At 52.8% G+C, this 19,198-nt stretch carries 15 protein-coding genes, 1 other RNA gene, 1 pseudogene and 1 other annotated feature; of the genes and pseudogenes, 7 read left to right on the top strand and 10 right to left on the bottom strand.

The genetic code is table 11. From position 1 onward, the window contains the following. Positions 1–236: 236 nt before the first annotated feature. The 7 genes from gcvP to ygfB form a co-directional block, all read right to left on the bottom strand. Complete coding sequence (gcvP, locus tag SF2889; RefSeq protein NP_708666.1) at positions 237–3,110, bottom strand: glycine dehydrogenase; 2,874 nt, start codon at positions 3,108–3,110, stop codon at positions 237–239. A 118-nt stretch (positions 3,111–3,228) separates the two neighbouring features. Then, positions 3,229–3,618, bottom strand: a complete 390-nt coding sequence (gcvH, locus tag SF2890; RefSeq protein NP_708667.2) for a glycine cleavage system protein H — start codon at positions 3,616–3,618, stop codon at positions 3,229–3,231. A gap of 23 nt (positions 3,619–3,641) precedes the next feature. Further along, positions 3,642–4,736, bottom strand: coding sequence for a glycine cleavage system aminomethyltransferase T (gene gcvT / locus SF2891; protein ID NP_708668.1), 1,095 nt, complete (start codon positions 4,734–4,736; stop codon positions 3,642–3,644). Between the two features lie 447 nt (positions 4,737–5,183). Then, positions 5,184–6,386 carry a 2-octaprenylphenol hydroxylase gene (gene visC / locus SF2892; RefSeq protein ID NP_708669.1) on the bottom strand — a complete coding sequence of 401 codons (1,203 nt, stop codon included), beginning with the start codon at positions 6,384–6,386 and terminating at the stop codon, positions 5,184–5,186. Between the two features lie 22 nt (positions 6,387–6,408). After that, entirely contained in the window at positions 6,409–7,587 is a 1,179-nt protein-coding gene (ubiH, locus tag SF2893; RefSeq protein ID NP_708670.1) for a 2-octaprenyl-6-methoxyphenyl hydroxylase, read from the bottom strand. Beyond that, positions 7,584–8,909, bottom strand: coding sequence for a proline aminopeptidase P II (pepP, locus tag SF2894; protein ID NP_708671.1), 1,326 nt, complete (start codon positions 8,907–8,909; stop codon positions 7,584–7,586). The genes ubiH and pepP overlap by 4 nt, the downstream gene beginning before the upstream one ends. A 25-nt stretch (positions 8,910–8,934) precedes the next feature. Continuing rightward, positions 8,935–9,513, bottom strand: a complete 579-nt coding sequence (gene ygfB, locus SF2895) for a hypothetical protein (protein NP_708672.2) — start codon at positions 9,511–9,513, stop codon at positions 8,935–8,937. 167 nt (positions 9,514–9,680) lie between these two features. On the opposite strand from ygfB, the gene ygfE reads away from it, so the two are divergent. The 3 genes from ygfE (at position 9,681) to ygfA (ending at position 10,858) form a co-directional block, all read left to right on the top strand. Then, positions 9,681–10,010, top strand: coding sequence for a Z-ring-associated protein (gene ygfE, locus SF2896; protein NP_708673.1), 330 nt, complete (start codon positions 9,681–9,683; stop codon positions 10,008–10,010). A gap of 41 nt (positions 10,011–10,051) precedes the next feature. Further along, a non-coding RNA gene (gene ssrS, locus SF4560) (6S RNA) lies at positions 10,052–10,235 on the top strand. A gap of 74 nt (positions 10,236–10,309) precedes the next feature. Next, positions 10,310–10,858 (top strand): 5-formyltetrahydrofolate cyclo-ligase, encoded by a 549-nt coding sequence (ygfA, locus tag SF2897; RefSeq protein NP_708674.2) that lies wholly within the window; start codon positions 10,310–10,312, stop codon positions 10,856–10,858. A gap of 780 nt (positions 10,859–11,638) precedes the next feature. Here the strand turns inward: ygfA and serA are convergent. The 3 genes and pseudogenes from serA to yqfE form a co-directional block, all read right to left on the bottom strand. Continuing rightward, positions 11,639–12,871, bottom strand: coding sequence for a D-3-phosphoglycerate dehydrogenase (serA, locus tag SF2898; RefSeq protein NP_708675.1), 1,233 nt, complete (start codon positions 12,869–12,871; stop codon positions 11,639–11,641). A 255-nt stretch (positions 12,872–13,126) separates the two neighbouring features. Next, the gene (rpiA, locus tag SF2899) at positions 13,127–13,786 is read right to left on the bottom strand and encodes a ribose-5-phosphate isomerase A (RefSeq protein NP_708676.2); all 660 of its coding nucleotides are present in this window, start codon (positions 13,784–13,786) and stop codon (positions 13,127–13,129) included. 55 nt (positions 13,787–13,841) lie between these two features. Further along, positions 13,842–14,026, bottom strand: a sequence feature (Similar to Escherichia coli K12 conserved hypothetical protein gi: 1789281 (77 aa). BLAST with identity of 97% in 61 aa. This CDS contains deletion. The sequence has been checked and is believed to be correct.). Further along, positions 13,842–14,026: pseudogene (gene yqfE / locus SF2900) on the bottom strand. Its footprint overlaps the feature before it by 185 nt. Before the next feature lie 142 nt (positions 14,027–14,168). Here yqfE and iciA point away from each other — a divergent pair. The 4 genes from iciA (at position 14,169) to ygfG (ending at position 19,194) form a co-directional block, all read left to right on the top strand. Beyond that, positions 14,169–15,062: a chromosome replication initiation inhibitor protein gene (gene iciA / locus SF2901; RefSeq protein ID NP_708677.2), complete on the top strand. Its 894-nt coding sequence runs from the start codon at positions 14,169–14,171 to the stop codon at positions 15,060–15,062. 203 nt (positions 15,063–15,265) lie between these two features. After that, positions 15,266–17,410: a methylmalonyl-CoA mutase gene (gene sbm, locus SF2902; protein NP_708678.2), complete on the top strand. Its 2,145-nt coding sequence runs from the start codon at positions 15,266–15,268 to the stop codon at positions 17,408–17,410. Beyond that, entirely contained in the window at positions 17,403–18,398 is a 996-nt protein-coding gene (gene ygfD / locus SF2903) for a membrane ATPase/protein kinase (protein NP_708679.1), read from the top strand. Before sbm ends, ygfD begins: the two co-directional genes overlap by 8 nt. Further along, positions 18,367–19,194, top strand: a complete 828-nt coding sequence (ygfG, locus tag SF2904; protein ID NP_708680.4) for a hypothetical protein — start codon at positions 18,367–18,369, stop codon at positions 19,192–19,194. Before ygfD ends, ygfG begins: the two co-directional genes overlap by 32 nt. The last annotated feature ends 4 nt before the right edge of the window (positions 19,195–19,198 follow it).

A 19,198-nucleotide genomic window follows, 5' to 3' on the forward strand; every position in this document is an offset into this window, starting at 1 on the left:
CGTATCTTTGAGATTGCTAACAAACTGGCTCAATCTTCAATGTTGGCACGCTTTTCCCCCTCGCCCTTTCAGGGAGAGGGTCGGGGTGAGGGTAAATATTCGCGCCAGTGCCGGCCTGTTCCCCTCACCCTAACCCTCTCCCCAAAGGGGCGAGGGGACTGTCTGAGCACTTTTGTACTTTGTCATCTGACTAAAAAGGCGCCGAAGCGCCTTTAGAAAATACTCGAATCAGTGAATTACTGGTATTCGCTAATCGGTACGCAGGAGCAGAACAGGTTACGGTCGCCGTAAACATCATCCAGACGTTTCACCGTCGGCCAGTATTTGTCTGCCACGCCTGCCGGGAATACCGCAACTTCACGGCTGTACGGATGCGCCCACTCGGCGACCAGTTCGCTCTGAATGTGCGGCGCGTTCACCAGCGGGTTATCTTCCAGCGGCCAGACACCGGCTTTCACCTGGTCAATTTCTGCGCGGATAGCCAGCATCGCGTCGATAAAGCGATCCAGTTCCACTTTGCTTTCAGATTCAGTCGGTTCAACCATCAGCGTACCCGCCACCGGGAACGACATCGTCGGCGCGTGGAAACCGTAGTCGATCAGGCGCTTGGCAATGTCCAGCTCGCTGATGCCGGTTTCTTCTTTCAGCGGGCGAATATCGAGAATACATTCGTGCGCCACGCGACCGTCGCGACCGGTATACAGCACCGGGAAGGCATCCTGCAGGCGGCTGGCAATATAGTTGGCGTTGAGGATTGCCACCTGGCTTGCTTTTTTCAGCCCTTCTGCGCCCATCATGCGGATGTACATCCAGCTGATTGGCAGGATAGAGGCGCTACCGAACGGTGCCGCAGAAACTGCGCCCTGACGGGTTAACATGCCTTCGATTTGCACCACGCTATGACCCGGTACAAACGGTGCCAGATGCGCTTTCACACCGATCGGTCCCATACCCGGACCACCACCGCCGTGCGGAATGCAGAAAGTTTTATGCAGGTTGAGGTGCGAAACGTCCGCGCCAATAAAGCCCGGCGAGGTGATGCCAACCTGGGCGTTCATGTTCGCGCCATCAAGGTAAACCTGACCGCCGAACTGATGCACGACTTCACACACTTCACGGATCGTTTCTTCATACACGCCGTGGGTAGAAGGATAAGTCACCATGATACAGGAGAGGTTATCGCCCGCCTGTTCCGCTTTCGCGCGCAGATCAGTCAGATCGATGTTGCCGTTTTTATCACACGCCACAACCACCACCTGCATTCCTGCCATATGTGCAGAAGCGGGGTTAGTTCCGTGCGCAGAAGCCGGGATCAGGCAGATATCGCGATGCCCTTCGTTGCGGCTTTCATGATAATGACGAATCGCCAGCAGGCCCGCGTATTCGCCCTGTGCGCCGGAGTTCGGCTGCATACAAACGGCGTCGTAACCGGTCAGTTTCACCAGCCAGTCAGCCAGCTGCGCAATCATCTGCTGATAACCTTCAGCCTGTTCCGGCGGGCAAAACGGGTGCAGTTCGGCAAATTCCGTCCAAGTGATTGGGATCATCTCGGCGGCGGCGTTCAGTTTCATGGTGCAGGAACCCAGCGGGATCATCGCCTGATTCAGCGCCAGATCTTTACGCTCCAGCGAGTGCATATAGCGCATCATTTCGGTTTCGCTGTGATAGCGATTAAACACCGGATGGGTGAGGATTTCGTCGTCGCGCAGCATCGCAGGCTGGATAGAGCGGCTGTCGTGAGCCACGTCTTTGTCCAGCGTGTCGATCTCCAGCCCGTGGTTATCGCCCAGCAGCACACTGAAAAGCTGCATTACGTTTTCACGCGTGGTGGTTTCATCAAGGGTGATCCCCACGGCGTTCAGGATATCGCTACGCAGGTTGATTTCAGCCGCTTCGGCACGCGTCAGTACGCCCGCTTTGTCGGCCACTTCCACACACAAGGTGTCGAAATAGTGCGCATGGCGCAGTTTCAGACCTTTTTGTTGCAGGCCCGCCGCCAGAATATCGGTCAGACGGTGAATGCGGTTAGCGATACGTTTCAGGCCAACCGGGCCGTGATAAACAGCATACAGGCTGGCGATGTTTGCCAGCAGTACCTGGGAAGTACAAATGTTGGAGTTCGCTTTCTCACGACGAATATGTTGCTCGCGAGTCTGCATCGCCATGCGCAGCGCGGTATTGCCAGCTGCATCTTTCGATACACCGATAATACGGCCCGGCATTGAGCGTTTGTATTCATCTTTCGCCGCAAAGAATGCCGCGTGTGGGCCACCGTAGCCCATCGGCACGCCGAAGCGTTGCGCCGAACCAAAAACAATATCCGCGCCCTGTTTACCCGGCGCAGTTAACAGCACCAGCGCCATAATATCGGCGGCAACGCTGACCACAATTTTGCGTGATTTCAGTTCGCTAATAAGCGCAGTGTAGTCGTGAATTTCACCGGTAGTGCCTACCTGCTGTAACAGCACGCCGAAGACGTCCTGATGGTCGAGCACTTTTTGCGCGTCATCGACAATCACTTCAAAACCAAAGGTTTCAGCACGAGTACGGACCACATCCAGCGTTTGCGGATGCACATTGGAAGCCACGAAGAAGCGGTTGGCATTTTTCAGTTTGCTGACGCGTTTCGCCATCGCCATTGCTTCGGCGGCAGCGGTGGCCTCGTCCAGAAGAGAAGCAGAGGCCATATCCAGTCCAGTCAAATCCAGCGTTACCTGCTGGAAGTTGAGCAGTGCTTCAAGGCGGCCCTGGGAGACTTCAGGCTGATACGGAGTGTACGCGGTATACCAGCCCGGATTTTCCAGCATGTTACGCAGGATAACCGGCGGTAGCTGCACGGCGGTGTAACCCATGCCGATGTAAGACGTGAAGCGTTTATTGCGACTGGCAATAGCCTTGAGTTCTGCCAGTGCGGCGTATTCGGTCGCCGGTGCGCCAACCTGCGGTGGTGTCGCAAGCTGAATATCTTTCGGCACAATCTGGCCGGTCAGCGCGTTTAACGATTGTGCACCAACGGCATTCAGCATTTCTTGCTGTTGCGCGGCGTCCGGTCCGATATGGCGTTCAATAAAAGCGCCGCTGTTTTCAAGCTGGCTTAACGTCTGTGTCATGAGCGATGGTTCCTGAAACGTGCAGTGAATTGTGAACCTCTCTCCTTACGAAGAGAGTGAGGGTGAGGCATAAATTTTCCTCACCCTGATCCTCTCCCGCAGAAGAGGAATAAAGCCGTTACTCATCTTCTAACAATGCTTCGTATGCGGTCGCATCCAGCAGTGATTCCAGTTCGCTTTCATCGCTGGCTTTGATTTTAAAGATCCAGCCGCCTGCATACGGTTCGCTGTTCACCAGTTCCGGGGAATCGCTCAGTGCGTCGTTTACCGCCACGATTTCACCGCTTACTGGCGCATAAATGTCTGACGCCGCTTTTACCGATTCGGCAACCGCGCAGTCATCGCCCGCGCTAACCGTTGCGCCCACTTCCGGCAGGTCAACAAACACCATATCGCCTAACAGCTCCTGAGCATGTTCGGTAATACCAACGGTGTAAGTGCCGTCGGCTTCTTTACGCAGCCATTCGTGTTCTTTGCTGTATTTCAGTTCTGCTGGTACGTTGCTCATCAATCAATCTCCAAAAAAGTAAATCACGCGACGGCTTTGCCGTTACGCACAAAAACAGGTTTTGTCACTTTAACCGGCATTTCACGGTTGCGAATTTGCACAATCGCCGTTTCGCCAATACCTTCCGGCACGCGCGCCAGCGCAATGCTGTAACCCAGCGTCGGGGAGAAAGTACCGCTGGTGATAATGCCTTCATGCTGGTTGCCCTGCGCATCGGTAAAGCGTACCGGCAGTTCATTACGCAGCACGCCTTTTTCGGTCATCACCAGACCAACCAGTTTTTCTGTACCATGCTCACGCTGCACTTCCAGGGCTTCACGACCGATAAAGTCACGATCTGTCGGTTCCCAGGCGATAGTCCAGCCCATGTTGGCGGCTAAAGGAGAAATAGTTTCGTCCATCTCCTGACCATAAAGATTCATGCCCGCTTCCAGACGCAGCGTGTCACGCGCCCCCAGACCGCAGGGCTTAACGCCCGCTTCCACCAGCGCACGCCAGAAATCGGCCGCTTTTTCATTGGGCAGCGCAATTTCATAGCCCGCTTCACCGGTATAACCAGTGGTGGCAATAAACAGATCGCCCACCTGCACGCCAAAGAACGGTTTCATCCCTTCCACCGCCTGACGCTGAGCATCATTAAACAGTGTGGCAGCTTTTGCCTGAGCATTCGGCCCTTGCACGGCAATCATGGAAAGGTCATCACGAACGGTAATTTCGATGCCGAAAGGTTCAGCGTGTTGGGTAATCCAGGAGAGGTCTTTTTCGCGGGTGGCGGAGTTAACAACGAGGCGGAAGAAATCTTCAGTAAAGTAGTAGACGATGAGATCATCTATCACACCGCCAGAGGCATTCAACATCCCCGAGTAAAGGGCTTTGCCGCTTTTGGTGAGCTTCGCCACATCGTTCGCCAGCAGATAACGCAGAAACTCCCGGGTGCGGCTGCCGCGGAGATCGACGATGGTCATATGCGACACATCAAACATTCCGGCATCGGTACGTACCGCATGATGTTCGTCGATTTGCGAACCGTAATGCAGCGGCATCATCCAGCCGTGGAAATCCACCATGCGAGCGCCGCAAAGCGTGTGTTGTTCGTACAAAGGAGTCTGTTGTGCCATCTTGTCCTCATTGAATAAGCGGGGCTGACAACTTTTTCATGGTGAAATTATCACCACAAAACCCAGCATCGGAGCCACTCCCGGTCCCCAACGCAATCGTTCTCTTTTGCCTGAACTTACCACCGAAACAGACTGTTAACCATAAGGTAAAATTGATCATCACATTAGCTTATGGTTAAAAAATGCAAAAATCGCGACAGAATAAAAAACCAAAAAATACACCAATTTCTATACAAAGATGATGTGATGAGAAAGTCAATTTGAATAAGACAATATTAAGAGCTAAAAAAATGTCAAAAAACACTAAATCAAAAAATCATGGTATTAGAAAATATAATGCGAAAACGGAGGTGAAATTAGTTTATTTCAAATGAGGAAAATCTCCCGGCGAAAAAACCGGGAGATGAAAGTGTGATGGGTATCAAATAAACAACAGAGGAGAAATTTTTAACGCAGCCATTCAGGCAAATCGTTTAATCCCATTGCCTGGCGGATAAGTTGCGGCTTAACGCCAGGAAGCGTGTCGGCCAGTTTCAAACCAATATCACGCAGCAGTTTTTTCGCCGGATTAGCGCCGGAAAAGAGATCGCGAAAACCCTGCATACCAGCCAGCATCAGCGCCGCGCTGTGCTTGCGGCTACGTTCATAGCGGCGCAGGTAAATGTACTGCCCGATGTCTTTACCCTGACGATGCAACCGTTTCAGTTCAGCAATCAGCTCTGCGGCGTCCATAAATCCGAGATTAACGCCCTGCCCCGCCAGTGGGTGAATGGTATGCGCGGCGTCGCCCACCAGCGCCAGACGGTGTGCGGCAAACTGGCGCGCATAACGCCCCGTCAGCGGGAACACCTGACGCGCGCTCTCAACCTTGCATAAGCCAAGGCGATTATCAAAAGCGATATTTAACGCGCGATTAAATTCGTCTTCACTTGCCTGCTGCATCCGCTGCGCTTCCTCTGGCGACAGTGACCAGACAATCGAGCAAAGATGCGGATCGCTAAGCGGTAAAAAGGCCAGAATGCCTTCGCCATGGAAAACCTGCCGCGCCACCGCATCATGCGGTTCTTCCGTGCGAATGGTCGCTACCAGCGCGTGATGCTGATAATCCCAGAAAGTCAGCGGAATATCTGCTTTGTTGCGCAACCAGGAATTAGCACCGTCCGCGCCAATCACCAGACGCGCCGTTAACATGCTGCCATCTTTCAGCGTCAGGAAGGTTTCATTTTCTCCCCAGGCGACCTGCTGTAATTCTGTGGGGGCCAACAGAGTAATATCTGACGACTGCTGCGCTTTGTTCCACAGCGCGTAGTGAATCACTGAGTTTTCAACGATGTGCCCAAGATGGCTATAGCCCATGCTTTGATCGTCAAACGAGATGTGACCAAAACTGTCTTTGTCCCACACTTCCATGCCGTGATAACAACTGGCCCTACGAGCGAGAATGTCCTGCCAGACGCCAAGACGGGTGAGTAATTTTTCGCTGGCGGCATTGATAGCCGAAACGCGCAGTTGTGGTAGTGCATCTACCGCCAGAGGTTCCGGTACGCGCTGCTCCAGTACGGCAACGCGTAAGCCGCTCCCCTGTAAGCCGCAGGCAACCGCCAGCCCCACCATGCCGCCGCCAACAATGGCTACATCAACACTTTGCATTGTTTATTCCTTAAAACCGCCTTCAACGCGCCACCCAACCGAGGGTGCGCTGCGCCAGCACATCGCGTGCCGGGGTGAATAATTCCATCGTCATCAGTCCGATGTTGCGCCCGACAACCAGCGGTGCCCAACGGTTGGCAAAAAGATGTACCAGGCTGTCCGTGACGCCGATGGTTGCTTCGCGATCGCTCTGTCGACGCTGCTGATAGCGGCACAATATGCCGTAATCACCGATGTCTTCTCCGCGCTCATGCGCCTGAGTCAGGGTTTCCGCAAGGCTCATGACATCTCGCATACCGAGGTTAAACCCTTGCCCGGCAATCGGGTGCAGAGTTTGCGCCGCATTGCCCACCAGCACAGTGCGATGGGTAATCGGTCTGGCGGCGCGGGTTAATGCCAGCGGATAAGCACTGCGTTTACCGGCGTGGGTAATTTGCCCCAGTCGCCAGCCAAAGGCAGACTGGAGTTCACGGCAAAACTTCTCGTCGCTCCACGACAGCACCTCTTCGCGCCGTTCCAGTGGATGACACCAGACCAGCGAACAGCGTCCGTCAGACATCGGCAACATCGCCAGCGGGCCATGTTGCGTGAAGCGTTCAAAAGCGCGGCCTTCGTGCGCAACAGAAGTAGCAACGTTGGCAATCACTGCCAGTTGTTCGTAAGGCTCCTGCTGCCAATCAACGCCGCACGCGGTGGCTAACGCTGAATGGGTGCCATCAGCGGCTATCAGCACGCGGCCCGTCAGCATCTCGCCGCTCTCCAGCGTCACTTCAACATGACTCTGAGTACGGGCAACGTTAGCTACGCGATCGGGGCAATGCAGCATTACGCCAGGTGCTTTTCGCAGCAATGCAAACAGCCGTTGCCCGACATTATGCAATTCGACAACCTGCCCCAGCGCCGCCAGTTGGTAATCTTCTGCGGCGAGGGTGACGAATCCAGCATGACCACGATCGCTGACATGCACGGTAGTGATGGCGGTTGCGCAATCAGCCAGAGATTGCCAGACGCCGATGCGCGCCAGTTGCTGACAGGTACCCGCCGCCAGCGCTATCGCTCGTCCATCAAAGCCCGGATGAGCATGTGACTCTGGCGCAGTCGCTTCAATCAAATGTACCGGCAGCGCCCCGTGACTTAACCGGGAAATAGCCAGCGCCAGCGTCGCGCCCGCCATGCCGCCACCGACGATGATTACGCTCATTGCTTTCTCGCAGCAGCCATCAACGCTTCGATTTCTTCCGGCTTTTTCACCACGCTGGCGGTGAGGTTTTCGTTGCCGGTTTCGGTAATCACAATGTCGTCTTCAATACGAATGCCGATACCGCGATATTGTTCTGGCACATCCGCATCCGGCGCGATATACAGACCAGGCTCTACGGTCAGTACCATCCCCGGTTCCAGAATGCGCGAGCGATCCTGACCATAAACGCCAACGTCATGGACATCCAGTCCTAACCAGTGGCTAAGGCCATGCATAAAGAAAGGACGATGGGCGTTCTGAGCGATCAGTTCATCAACATTACCTTTCAGGATGCCGAGTTTTACCAGGCCGCTAACCATGATGCGCACCACTTCACCAGTGACTTCCAGAATGGAAGTTCCCGGACGATACAGGTGCAGGCTGGTTTCGAGAGACTCCAGCACAATGTCGTAGATTTCACGCTGGGCCTGGGTGAATTTGCCGTTGACCGGGAAGGTGCGGGTAATATCGCCCGCGTAACCTTTGTATTCACAACCCGCGTCAATCAACACCAGGTCACCGTCGCGCAGTTCACTCTCGTTTTCGGTGTAGTGCAGAATGCAGCCGTTTTCACCGCTGCCTACAATGGTGTTATAGGAAGGATAGCGCGCACCGTGGCGGTTAAATTCGTGGTGAATTTCGCCTTCCAGATGGTACTCGAACATTCCCGGACGGCATTTTTCCATCGCCCGTGTATGTGCCATGGCGGTGATTTCTCCCGCGCGGCGGAGTACGGCAATCTCTTCTGGCGATTTGAACAGGCGCATTTCATGAACAACAGGACGCCAGTCGATCATCGTTGCCGGTGCGGTGAGATTTTGCCGCGAACCTTTACGCAGTTTTTCCAGCGCACTGTTCACGATTTCATCAGCATATGCATATTCGCCCTGGGCATGGTAAACCACATCCAGGCCGTTAAGTAGTTGATAAAGTTGCTGATTGATTTCGCTGAATGCCAGTGCGCGGTCAACGCCCAGTTTCTCTGGCGCGGCATCCTGGCCTAAGCGACGGCCAAACCAGATCTCCGCCGTCAGGTCGCGAACGCGGTTAAACAGAACGCTGTGGTTATGAGTGTCATCGCTTTTAATCAGCACCAGCACCGCTTCCGGTTCGTTAAAGCCGGTGAAGTACCAGAAGTCACTGTTCTGACGATAGGGGTATTCGCTGTCGGCGCTACGTGTTACTTCTGGTGCAGCAAAAATCAGCGCGGCGCTGCCGGGTTGCATTTGCTCCACCAGGGCCTGACGGCGACGCTGAAACTCTTGCCGGGATATCTCACTCATAACACTCTCCTTACGTTTTTTGTTTTTAGTGTAGAGTCGGTTTTTGTACTTCTGGCGCGGTCGGTTGCGGATGAGTAAAGGTGTCGTGGCATAACAGCGCGGCAACACGAACGTATTCGATGATCTCTTCAAGCGACATTTCAAGCTCTTCCTGATCTTCGTCTTCGTCGTAGCCCAGCTGCGCGATGTTACGCAGATCGTCGATGGCTTCACCGGTTTCGCCGGTCACTTTGTCCAGCTTCGGTTGCGTAACGCCAAGACCAAGCAGGAAGTGATTGACCCAACCTGCCAGTGCATCAGCCCGATCGAAAACGCTGACATCATCGCCATCAGGCAGATAAAGCTGAAAAAGGAAGCCGTCATCCTGCAGGGCATCGCTGGTGGCAGAGTGCATTTTACGCAGTGCCTGTGCCAGCTCATGACCGAAAGCCATGCCTTCGTTCGTCAGGTCGTGAAGTAGCGGCAGCCATGAGCTGTCATCGTTACCGCCACATATCATCCCACTGATTAAACCATGCATCTCGGCAGGGGTCAGACCCGTCCCTTGTTGGTTCAGATACTGGTTCATTTCGTTGTAACCAGGCATTTCGTTCTGTATAGACATAAGCATTCGTCGTCAAAGGGAGGAATATTCATGATATGCTACCACTTTGGGCCCTGGTGGACCAGAAAAGGGCTTGTCTCTTCTCATCAGGGTAGCTATAGTGTCGCCCCTTCGCAGACCATGGGTCTAAAGACGAAGGCAGCGCAGTCAATCAGCAGGAAGGTGGCATGTCTGCACAACCCGTCGATATCCAAATTTTTGGCCGTTCACTGCGTGTGAACTGCCCGCCTGACCAAAGGGATGCGTTGAATCAGGCAGCGGACGATCTGAACCAACGGTTGCAAGATCTGAAAGAACGCACTAGAGTCACAAATACTGAACAGTTGGTCTTCATTGCCGCATTGAATATCAGCTATGAGTTAGCGCAAGAAAAAGCAAAGACTCGTGACTACGCGGCAAGTATGGAACAGCGTATTCGGATGCTGCAGCAGACCATAGAACAAGCGTTACTTGAACAAGGTCGCATCACCGAAAAAACTAACCAAAACTTTGAATGACACTTTTCGGTTTACTGTGGTAGAGTAACCGTGAAGACAAAATTTCTCTGAGATGTTCGCAAGCGGGCCAGTCCCCTGAGCCGATATTTCATACCACAAGAATGTGGCGCTCCGCGGTTGGTGAGCATGCTCGGTTCGTCCGAGAAGCCTTAAAACTGCGACGACACATTCACCTTGAACCAAGGGTTCAAGGGTTACAGCCTGCGGCGGCATCTCGGAGATTCCCTTCTTATCTGGCACCAGCCATGACGCAACTACCAGAGCTCCCACTGACATTATCCCGACAAGAAATCCGCAAAATGATTCGGCAACGTCGTCGTGCGTTAACGCCGGAACAACAGCTGGAAATGGGTCAACAAGCCGCTACCCGGATGATGACTTATCCCCCGGTGGTGATGGCGCATACGGTCGCTGTATTCCTCTCTTTTGATGGTGAACTCGACACCCAGCCGCTAATAGAACAACTCTGGCGCGCCGGTAAGCGCGTATATCTTCCAGTTTTGCATCCCTTTAGTGCCGGTAATTTGCTGTTCCTGAATTACCATCCGCAAAGCGAACTGGTGATGAACAGGTTGAAGATCCATGAGCCAAAACTGGATGTGCGTGACGTGCTACCCCTTTCCCGATTAGACGTGCTGATCACACCGCTGGTCGCCTTTGATGAGTACGGTCAGCGCCTGGGAATGGGCGGTGGTTTTTATGATCGGACCTTACAAAACTGGCAGCACTATAAAACGCAACCGGTGGGTTATGCGCATGATTGTCAGTTGGTGGAAAAACTCCCCGTTGAAGAGTGGGATATCCCTCTTCCTGCGGTGGTTACACCGTCGAAAGTCTGGGAGTGGTAAGGGCGATACACCTGCATCGCCCTGATTGACATCGTTGATTCTTTAACCTAATTTAGTGAGTAAGGGTAAGGGAGGATTGCTCCTCCCCTGTGACTGACTGTTAATAAGCTGGGAAACTTATGAGTAACAGTACAATCAGTATGATGGCAAGTCGCATCATAACCCTTCTCCTTCAAGCCCTCGCTTCGGTGAGGGCTTTACCGTTACAGCCCCATGCTGCCCAGCTATCGTAAGCTCTCTTTAAATAACCACAACGCATTGATCTACCTTTAAATCTTTTCTTCGAGCGTGCTCGAAAAACCCCATGCAAAACAGAGATAATTTTTGGGAAAAAGGATCTATTACGGCAGTAAACGTGGGCGATGAAGTGGCTATCAAAAAGTTCGGTTCAGGGCGATGCACCCCGCATCGCCCTGATTGACATCGTTGATTCTTTGACCTAATTTAGTGAGTAAGGGTAAGGGAGGATGACTCCTCCCTTGAGACTGACTGTTAATAAGCTCCGAAACTTATCAGTAACAGTACAATCAGTATGATGACAAGTCGCATCATAACCCTTCTCCTTTAAGCCCTCGCTTCGGTGAGGGCTTTACCGTTACAGCCCCATGCTGTCCCGCCATCGTAAATCCCCATTAAATAAACACAACGCATTGATCTGACTTTGATTTATTTTCTGGAGCAGACTCGCAAAGTAGAATGCGCAACGCGGCAACGGTGTGGAGAAGGGATAAAAAAACGGGCAAGTCAGTGACCTGCCCGTTAATTTTCAGAGAAGGGGAATTAGTACAGCAGACGGGCGCGAATGGTACCCGGAATAGCTTTCATTGCCTGCAGCGCTTTTTCGGCAACGTCTTCGTCAGCTTCAATATCAATAACTACATAACCCATCTGGGCGGAAGTTTGTAGATATTGCGCGGCGATGTTGACGCCCTGCTCGGCGAAGATTTTGTTCAGCGCAGTTAGCACGCCCGGACGGTTTTCGTGGATGTGCATCAGACGACGACCACCATGCAGTGGCAGCGAGACTTCCGGGAAGTTCACCGCAGAGAGCGTTGAGCCATTGTCAGAATACTTGATCAATTTACCCGCAACTTCCAAGCCGATATTCTCCTGCGCTTCCTGAGTCGAACCGCCAATGTGTGGCGTCAGAAGGACGTTGTCGAATTCACACAGTGGAGAGGTAAATGGATCGCTATTGGTCGCCGGTTCCGTCGGGAATACGTCGATTGCCGCCCCCGCCAGATGTTTGCTCGCCAGCGCATCACACAGCGCCGGAATATCCACCACAGTACCGCGCGAGGCATTAATCAGCAGCGAGCCGGGCTTCATTAGCGAAATCTCTTTCGCGCCCATCATATTTTTGGTGGACGGATTCTCTGGTACATGCAGACTCACCACATCGCTCATATTCAGCAGGTCAGAAAGATGCTGTACCTGAGTGGCGTTGCCCAGCGGCAGTTTGTTTTCAATATCATAAAAGTAAACATACATTCCCAGCGATTCAGCCAGAATGCCCAATTGCGTACCAATATGACCGTAGCCGATGATACCCAGCTTTTTGCCGCGCGCTTCAAAAGAACCCGCCGCCAGTTTGTTCCACACGCCACGGTGCGCTTTAGCATTGGCTTCCGGCACGCCGCGCAATAGCAGCAGCAGTTCGCCAATCACCAGCTCCGCAACAGAGCGCGTATTTGAGAACGGTGCGTTAAATACCGGGATCCCGCGCTTTGCCGCCGCATCCAGATCAACCTGGTTTGTTCCGATACAGAAACAGCCAATAGCGACCAGTTTTTCTGCGGCGTTGATCACGTCTTCAGTCAGATGGGTACGGGATCGCAGGCCGATGAAGTGGGCATCGCGGATGGATTCTTTTAATTGTTCATCATCCAGCGCGCCTTTGTGAAATTCGATGTTGGTGTAACCAGCTGCACGAAGGCTTTCCAGCGCCTTTTGGTGCACGCCTTCTACCAGCAGAAACTTAATCTTGTCTTTCTCCAGCGATACCTTTGCCATTTACCCAATCCTGTCTTTTGAAATGTTGTGTGCGGATTTGCATCCGCCTTTCAACATATCAAAAAATAATATTGCGGCAATATGAACGTTTGCGTCGCGATGTTGAGGAAATATCACGCAAAGGTAATTCTTGGATGAATATGCTGGTTTAGAGGATTTATTTAGAGCAATCGACAATTGCCTGGTAAAAGCGTGACACATGTCACCAAATTTAATGAAGAGAATTTTTTTAACGGGGGAGGTTCCCCCGTCAGATCATTTCACAATGGTTTTGACACCGTCAGGTGTGCCAATCAGCGCAACGTCCGCGCCACGGTTAGCAAACAAGCCAACAGTCACCACGCCAGGAATCGCATTTATGGCGTTTTCCATCGCTATCGGGTCAAGGATTTCCATGCCGTGGACGTCGAGGATCACGTTGCCATTATCGGTCACCACGCCCTGACGGTATTCCGGACGACCGCCCAGTTTCACCAGCTGGCGCGCCACTGCACTACGTGCCATCGGGATAACTTCTACTGGCAGCGGGAATTTACCCAGAATATCAACCTGCTTGGAGGCGTCGGCAATACAGATAAATTTTTCCGCAACCGAAGCAATGATTTTTTCACGGGTCAGCGCCGCGCCGCCGCCTTTGATCATTTGCATGTGGCCGTTGATTTCATCTGCGCCATCAACGTAGATGCCAAGGCTGTCGACTTCGTTGAGATCAAAAACGTGAATGCCGAGGCTTTTCAGTTTTTCAGTGGAAGCATCTGAACTGGAAACGGCCCCTTCAATCTGGCCTTTCATCGTGCCGAGCGCGTCAATAAAGTGTGCGGCGGTGGAACCTGTACCTACACCAACAATGGTACCGGGCTGAACATACTGAAGTGCCGCCCATCCTACTGCTTTTTTCAATTCATCCTGCGTCATGATCGTTTCGCCTGTGGTATGAAATTTCACACGCATTATATACAAAAAAAGCGATTCAGACCCCGTTGGCAAGCCGGGTGGTTAACTCATCCATAAAATATCGCGCAATGGCGGGCATCCCCTTTCGCCCCGCAAATAAAGCATACAACGGTCTGGGTATGCCGCTCCACGGTGCGAACAGAGGCAATAACGCCACGCCATTCAACATAACCAGGGCGCGAAGTCGCTAAGCGAAATGCAATAGCGCAAATCCCTGATCTTTTAAGCTGCGCGTTTAACCATTGATACAAATGTTACCCGCCGACGGCTTCGGTATATGCAACCTGACACAAAATTGTGTCATAGTGCAGGAAAAAGCATTTACCAGGAGCAGACAACAGCAATGAAACGCCCGGACTACAGAACATTACAGGCACTGGATGCGGTGATACGTGAACGAGGATTTGAGCGCGCGGCACAAAAGCTGTGCATTACACAATCAGCCGTCTCACAGCGCATTAAGCAACTGGAAAATATGTTCGGGCAGCCGCTGTTGGTGCGTACCGTACCGCCGCGCCCGACGGAACAAGGGCAAAAACTGCTGGCACTGCTGCGCCAGGTGGAGTTGCTGGAAGAAGAGTGGCTGGGCGATGAACAAACCGGTTCGACTCCGCTGCTGCTTTCACTGGCGGTCAACGCCGACAGTCTGGCGACGTGGTTGCTTCCGGCACTGGCTCCTGTGTTGGCTGATTCGCCTATCCGCCTCAACTTGCAGGTAGAAGATGAAACCCGTACTCAGGAACGTCTGCGCCGCGGCGAAGTGGTCGGCGCGGTGAGTATTCAACATCAGGCGCTGCCGAGTTGTCTTGTCGATAAACTCGGTGCGCTCGACTATCTGTTCGTCAGCTCAAAACCGTTTGCCGAAAAATATTTTCCTAACGGCGTAACGCGTTCGGCATTATTGAAAGCGCCAGTGGTCGCGTTTGACCATCTTGACGATATGCACCAGGCCTTTTTGCAGCAAAACTTCGATCTTCCTCCTGGCAGCGTACCCTGCCATATCGTTAATTCTTCAGAAGCGTTCGTACAACTTGCTCGCCAGGGCACCACCTGCTGTATGATCCCGCACCTGCAAATCGAGAAAGAGCTGGCCAGCGGTGAACTGATTGACTTAACGCCTGGGCTATTTCAACGACGGATGCTCTACTGGCACCGCTTTGCTCCTGAAAGCCGCATGATGCGTAAAGTCACTGATGCGTTACTCGATTATGGTCACAAAGTCCTTCGTCAGGATTAATCCATCAAATAATGCCTGATAGCACATATCAGGCGTTGTCCTCACTTCTTTTTGTATTCCTTGAATCACATCACAAAATAGACAAATCTCAGGCGGCAAAAAACGACGTCTGAATGCATTTTTTTTGCTGGCGACAAACCCACGTAAAAAGCTCACCGTAAGCGCAAATACCCTCATTTTGATTGCGTTTTACGGAGCAAATAATGTCTAACGAGCAGGAGTGGCAACAGCTTGCCAACAAGGAATTGAGCCGTCGGGAGAAAACTGTCGACTCGCTGGTTCAGCAAACCGCGGAAGGGATCGCCATCAAGCCGCTGTATACCGAAGCCGATCTCGATAATCTGGAGGTGACAGGTACCCTTCCTGGTTTGCCGCCCTACGTTCGTGGCCCGCGTGCCACTATGTATACCGCCCAACCGTGGACCATCCGTCAGTATGCTGGTTTTTCAACAGCAAAAGAGTCCAACGCTTTTTATCGCCGTAACCTGGCCGCCGGGCAAAAAGGTCTTTCCGTTGCGTTTGACCTTGCCACCCACCGTGGCTACGACTCCGATAACCCACGCGTGGCGGGTGACGTCGGCAAAGCGGGCGTCGCTATCGACACCGTGGAAGATATGAAAGTCCTGTTCGACCAGATCCCGCTGGATAAAATGTCGGTTTCGATGACCATGAATGGCGCAGTGCTACCAGTACTGGCGTTTTATATCGTCGCCGCAGAAGAGCAAGGTGTTACACCTGATAAACTGACCGGCACCATTCAAAACGATATTCTCAAAGAGTACCTCTGCCGCAACACCTATATTTACCCACCAAAACCGTCAATGCGCATTATCGCCGACATCATCGCCTGGTGTTCCGGCAACATGCCGCGATTTAATACCATCAGTATCAGCGGTTACCACATGGGGGAAGCGGGTGCCAACTGCGTGCAGCAGGTAGCATTTACGCTCGCCGATGGGATTGAGTACATCAAAGCAGCAATCTCTGCCGGACTGAAAATTGATGACTTCGCTCCTCGCCTGTCGTTATTCTTCGGTATCGGCATGGATCTGTTTATGAACGTCGCCATGTTGCGTGCGGCACGTTATTTATGGAGCGAAGCGGTCAGTGGATTTGGCGCACAGGATCCGAAATCACTGGCGCTGCGTACCCACTGCCAGACCTCAGGCTGGAGCCTGACTGAACAGGATCCGTATAACAACGTTATCCGCACCACCATTGAAGCACTGGCTGCGACGCTGGGCGGTACTCAGTCACTGCATACCAACGCCTTTGACGAAGCGCTTGGTTTGCCTACCGATTTCTCAGCACGCATTGCCCGCAACACCCAGATCATCATCCAGGAAGAATCAGAACTCTGCCACACCGTCGATCCACTGGCCGGATCCTATTACATTGAGTCGCTGACCGATCAAATCGTCAAACAAGCCAGAGCTATTATCCAACAGATCGACGAAGCCGGTGGCATGGCGAAAGCGATCGAAGCAGGTCTGCCAAAACGAATGATCGAAGAGGCCTCAGCGCGCGAACAGTCGCTGATCGACCAGGGCAAGCGTGTCATCGTTGGTGTCAACAAGTACAAACTGGATCACGAAGACGAAACCGATGTACTTGAGATCGACAACGTGATGGTGCGTAACGAGCAAATTGCTTCGCTGGAACGCATTCGCGCCACCCGTGATGATGCCGCCGTAACCGCCGCGTTGAACGCCCTGACTCACGCCGCACAGCATAACGAAAACCTGCTGGCTGCCGCTGTTAATGCCGCTCGCGTTCGCGCCACCCTGGGTGAAATTTCCGATGCGCTGGAAGTCGCTTTCGACCGTTATCTGGTGCCAAGCCAGTGTGTTACCGGCGTGATTGCGCAAAGCTATCATCAGTCTGAGAAATCGGCCTCCGAGTTCGATGCCATTGTTGCGCAAACGGAGCAGTTCCTTGCCGACAATGGTCGTCGCCCGCGCATTCTGATCGCTAAGATGGGCCAGGATGGACACGATCGCGGCGCGAAAGTGATCGCCAGCGCCTATTCCGATCTCGGTTTCGACGTAGATTTAAGCCCGATGTTCTCTACACCTGAAGAGATCGCCCGCCTAGCCGTAGAAAACGACGTTCACGTAGTGGGCGCATCCTCACTGGCTGCCGGTCATAAAACGCTGATCCCGGAACTGGTCGAAGCGCTGAAAAAATGGGGACGCGAAGATATCTGCGTGGTCGCGGGTGGCGTCATTCCGCCGCAGGATTACGCCTTCCTGCAAGAGCGCGGCGTGGCGGCGATTTATGGTCCAGGTACACCTATGCTCGACAGTGTGCGCGACGTACTGAATCTGATAAGCCAGCATCATGATTAATGAAGCCACGCTGGCAGAAAGTATTCGCCGCTTACGTCAGGGTGAGCGTGCCACGCTCGCCCAAGCCATGACGCTGGTGGAAAGCCGTCACCCACGTCATCAGGCGCTAAGTACACAGCTGCTTGACGCTATTATGCCGTTCTGTGGTAACGCCCTGCGACTGGGCGTTACCGGCACACCCGGCGCGGGGAAAAGTACCTTTCTTGAAGCCTTTGGCATGTTGTTGATTCGTGAGGGATTAAAGGTTGCTGTTATTGCGGTCGATCCCAGCAGCCCGGTCACTGGCGGTAGCATTCTCGGGGAGAAAACCCGCATGAATGACCTGGCGCGTGCCGAGGCGGCGTTTATTCGCCCGGTACCCTCCTCCGGTCATCTGGGCGGTGCCAGTCAGCGAGCACGGGAATTAATGCTGTTATGCGAAGCGGCGGGTTATGACGTAGTGATTGTCGAAACGGTTGGCATCGCGCAGTCGGAAACGGAAGTCGCCCGCATGGTGGACTGTTTTATCTCGTTGCAAATTGCCGGTGGCGGCGATGATCTGCAGGGCATTAAAAAAGGGCTGATGGAAGTGGCTGATCTGCTCGTTATCAACAAAGACGATGGCGATAACCATACCAATGTCGCCATTGCCCGGCATATGTACGAGAGTGCCCTGCATATTCTGCGACGTAAATACGACGAATGGCAGCCACGGGGTCTGACTTGTAGCGCACTGGAAAAACGTGGAATCGATGAGATCTGGCACGCCATCATCGACTTCAAAACCGCGCTAACTGCCAGTGGTCGTTTACAACAAGTGCGGCAACAACAATCGGTGGAATGGCTGCGTAAGCAGACCGAAGAAGAAGTACTGAATCACCTGTTCGCGAATGAAGATTTCGATCGCTATTACCGCCAGACGCTTTTAGCGGTCAAAAACAATACGCTCTCACCGCGCACCGGCCTGCGGCAGCTCAGTGAATTTATCCAGACGCAATATTTTGATTAAAGGAATTTTTATGTCTTATCAGTATGTGAACGTTGCCACTATCAACAAAGTGGCGGTCATTGAGTTTAACTATGGACGAAAACTTAATGCCTTAAGTAAAGTCTTTATTGATGATCTTATGCAGGCGTTAAGCGATCTCAACCGGCCGGAAATTCGCTGTATCATTTTGCGGGCGCCAAGTGGATCCAAAGTCTTCTCCGCAGGTCACGATATTCACGAACTGCCGTCTGGCGGTCGCGATCCGCTCTCCTATGATGATCCATTGCGTCAAATCACCCGCATGATCCAAAAATTTCCGAAACCGATCATTTCGATGGTGGAAGGTAGTGTTTGGGGTGGCGCATTTGAAATGATCATGAGTTCCGATCTGATCATCGCCGCCAGTACCTCAACCTTCTCAATGACGCCTGTAAACCTCGGCGTCCCGTATAACCTGGTCGGCATTCACAACCTGACCCGCGACGCGGGCTTCCACATTGTCAAAGAGCTGATTTTTACCGCTTCGCCAATCACCGCCCAGCGCGCGCTGGCTGTCGGCATCCTCAACCATGTTGTGGAAGTGGAAGAACTGGAAGATTTCACCTTACAAATGGCGCACCACATCTCTGAGAAAGCGCCGTTAGCCATTGCCGTTATCAAAGAAGAGCTGCGTGTACTGGGCGAAGCACACACCATGAACTCCGATGAATTTGAACGTATTCAGGGGATGCGCCGCGCGGTTTATGACAGCGAAGATTACCAGGAAGGGATGAACGCTTTCCTCGAAAAACGTAAACCTAATTTCGTTGGTCATTAATCCC

The sequence above is a fragment of the Shigella flexneri 2a str. 301 genome, from assembly GCF_000006925.2.
GTDB lineage: Bacteria > Pseudomonadota > Gammaproteobacteria > Enterobacterales > Enterobacteriaceae > ECMA0423.

Coding starts and splice junctions, on each gene's coding strand:
- gcvP (NP_708666.1), bottom strand. CDS start 3,110: ATGACACAGACGTTAAGCCAGCTTGAAAACAGCGGCGCTTTTATTGAA.
- gcvH (NP_708667.2), bottom strand. CDS start 3,618: ATGAGCAACGTACCAGCAGAACTGAAATACAGCAAAGAACACGAATGG.
- gcvT (NP_708668.1), bottom strand. CDS start 4,736: ATGGCACAACAGACTCCTTTGTACGAACAACACACGCTTTGCGGCGCT.
- visC (NP_708669.1), bottom strand. CDS start 6,386: ATGCAAAGTGTTGATGTAGCCATTGTTGGCGGCGGCATGGTGGGGCTG.
- ubiH (NP_708670.1), bottom strand. CDS start 7,587: ATGAGCGTAATCATCGTCGGTGGCGGCATGGCGGGCGCGACGCTGGCG.
- pepP (NP_708671.1), bottom strand. CDS start 8,909: ATGAGTGAGATATCCCGGCAAGAGTTTCAGCGTCGCCGTCAGGCCCTG.
- ygfB (NP_708672.2), bottom strand. CDS start 9,513: ATGTCTATACAGAACGAAATGCCTGGTTACAACGAAATGAACCAGTAT.
- ygfE (NP_708673.1), top strand. CDS start 9,681: ATGTCTGCACAACCCGTCGATATCCAAATTTTTGGCCGTTCACTGCGT.
- ygfA (NP_708674.2), top strand. CDS start 10,310: ATGATTCGGCAACGTCGTCGTGCGTTAACGCCGGAACAACAGCTGGAA.
- serA (NP_708675.1), bottom strand. CDS start 12,871: ATGGCAAAGGTATCGCTGGAGAAAGACAAGATTAAGTTTCTGCTGGTA.
- rpiA (NP_708676.2), bottom strand. CDS start 13,786: ATGACGCAGGATGAATTGAAAAAAGCAGTAGGATGGGCGGCACTTCAG.
- iciA (NP_708677.2), top strand. CDS start 14,169: ATGAAACGCCCGGACTACAGAACATTACAGGCACTGGATGCGGTGATA.
- sbm (NP_708678.2), top strand. CDS start 15,266: ATGTCTAACGAGCAGGAGTGGCAACAGCTTGCCAACAAGGAATTGAGC.
- ygfD (NP_708679.1), top strand. CDS start 17,403: ATGATTAATGAAGCCACGCTGGCAGAAAGTATTCGCCGCTTACGTCAG.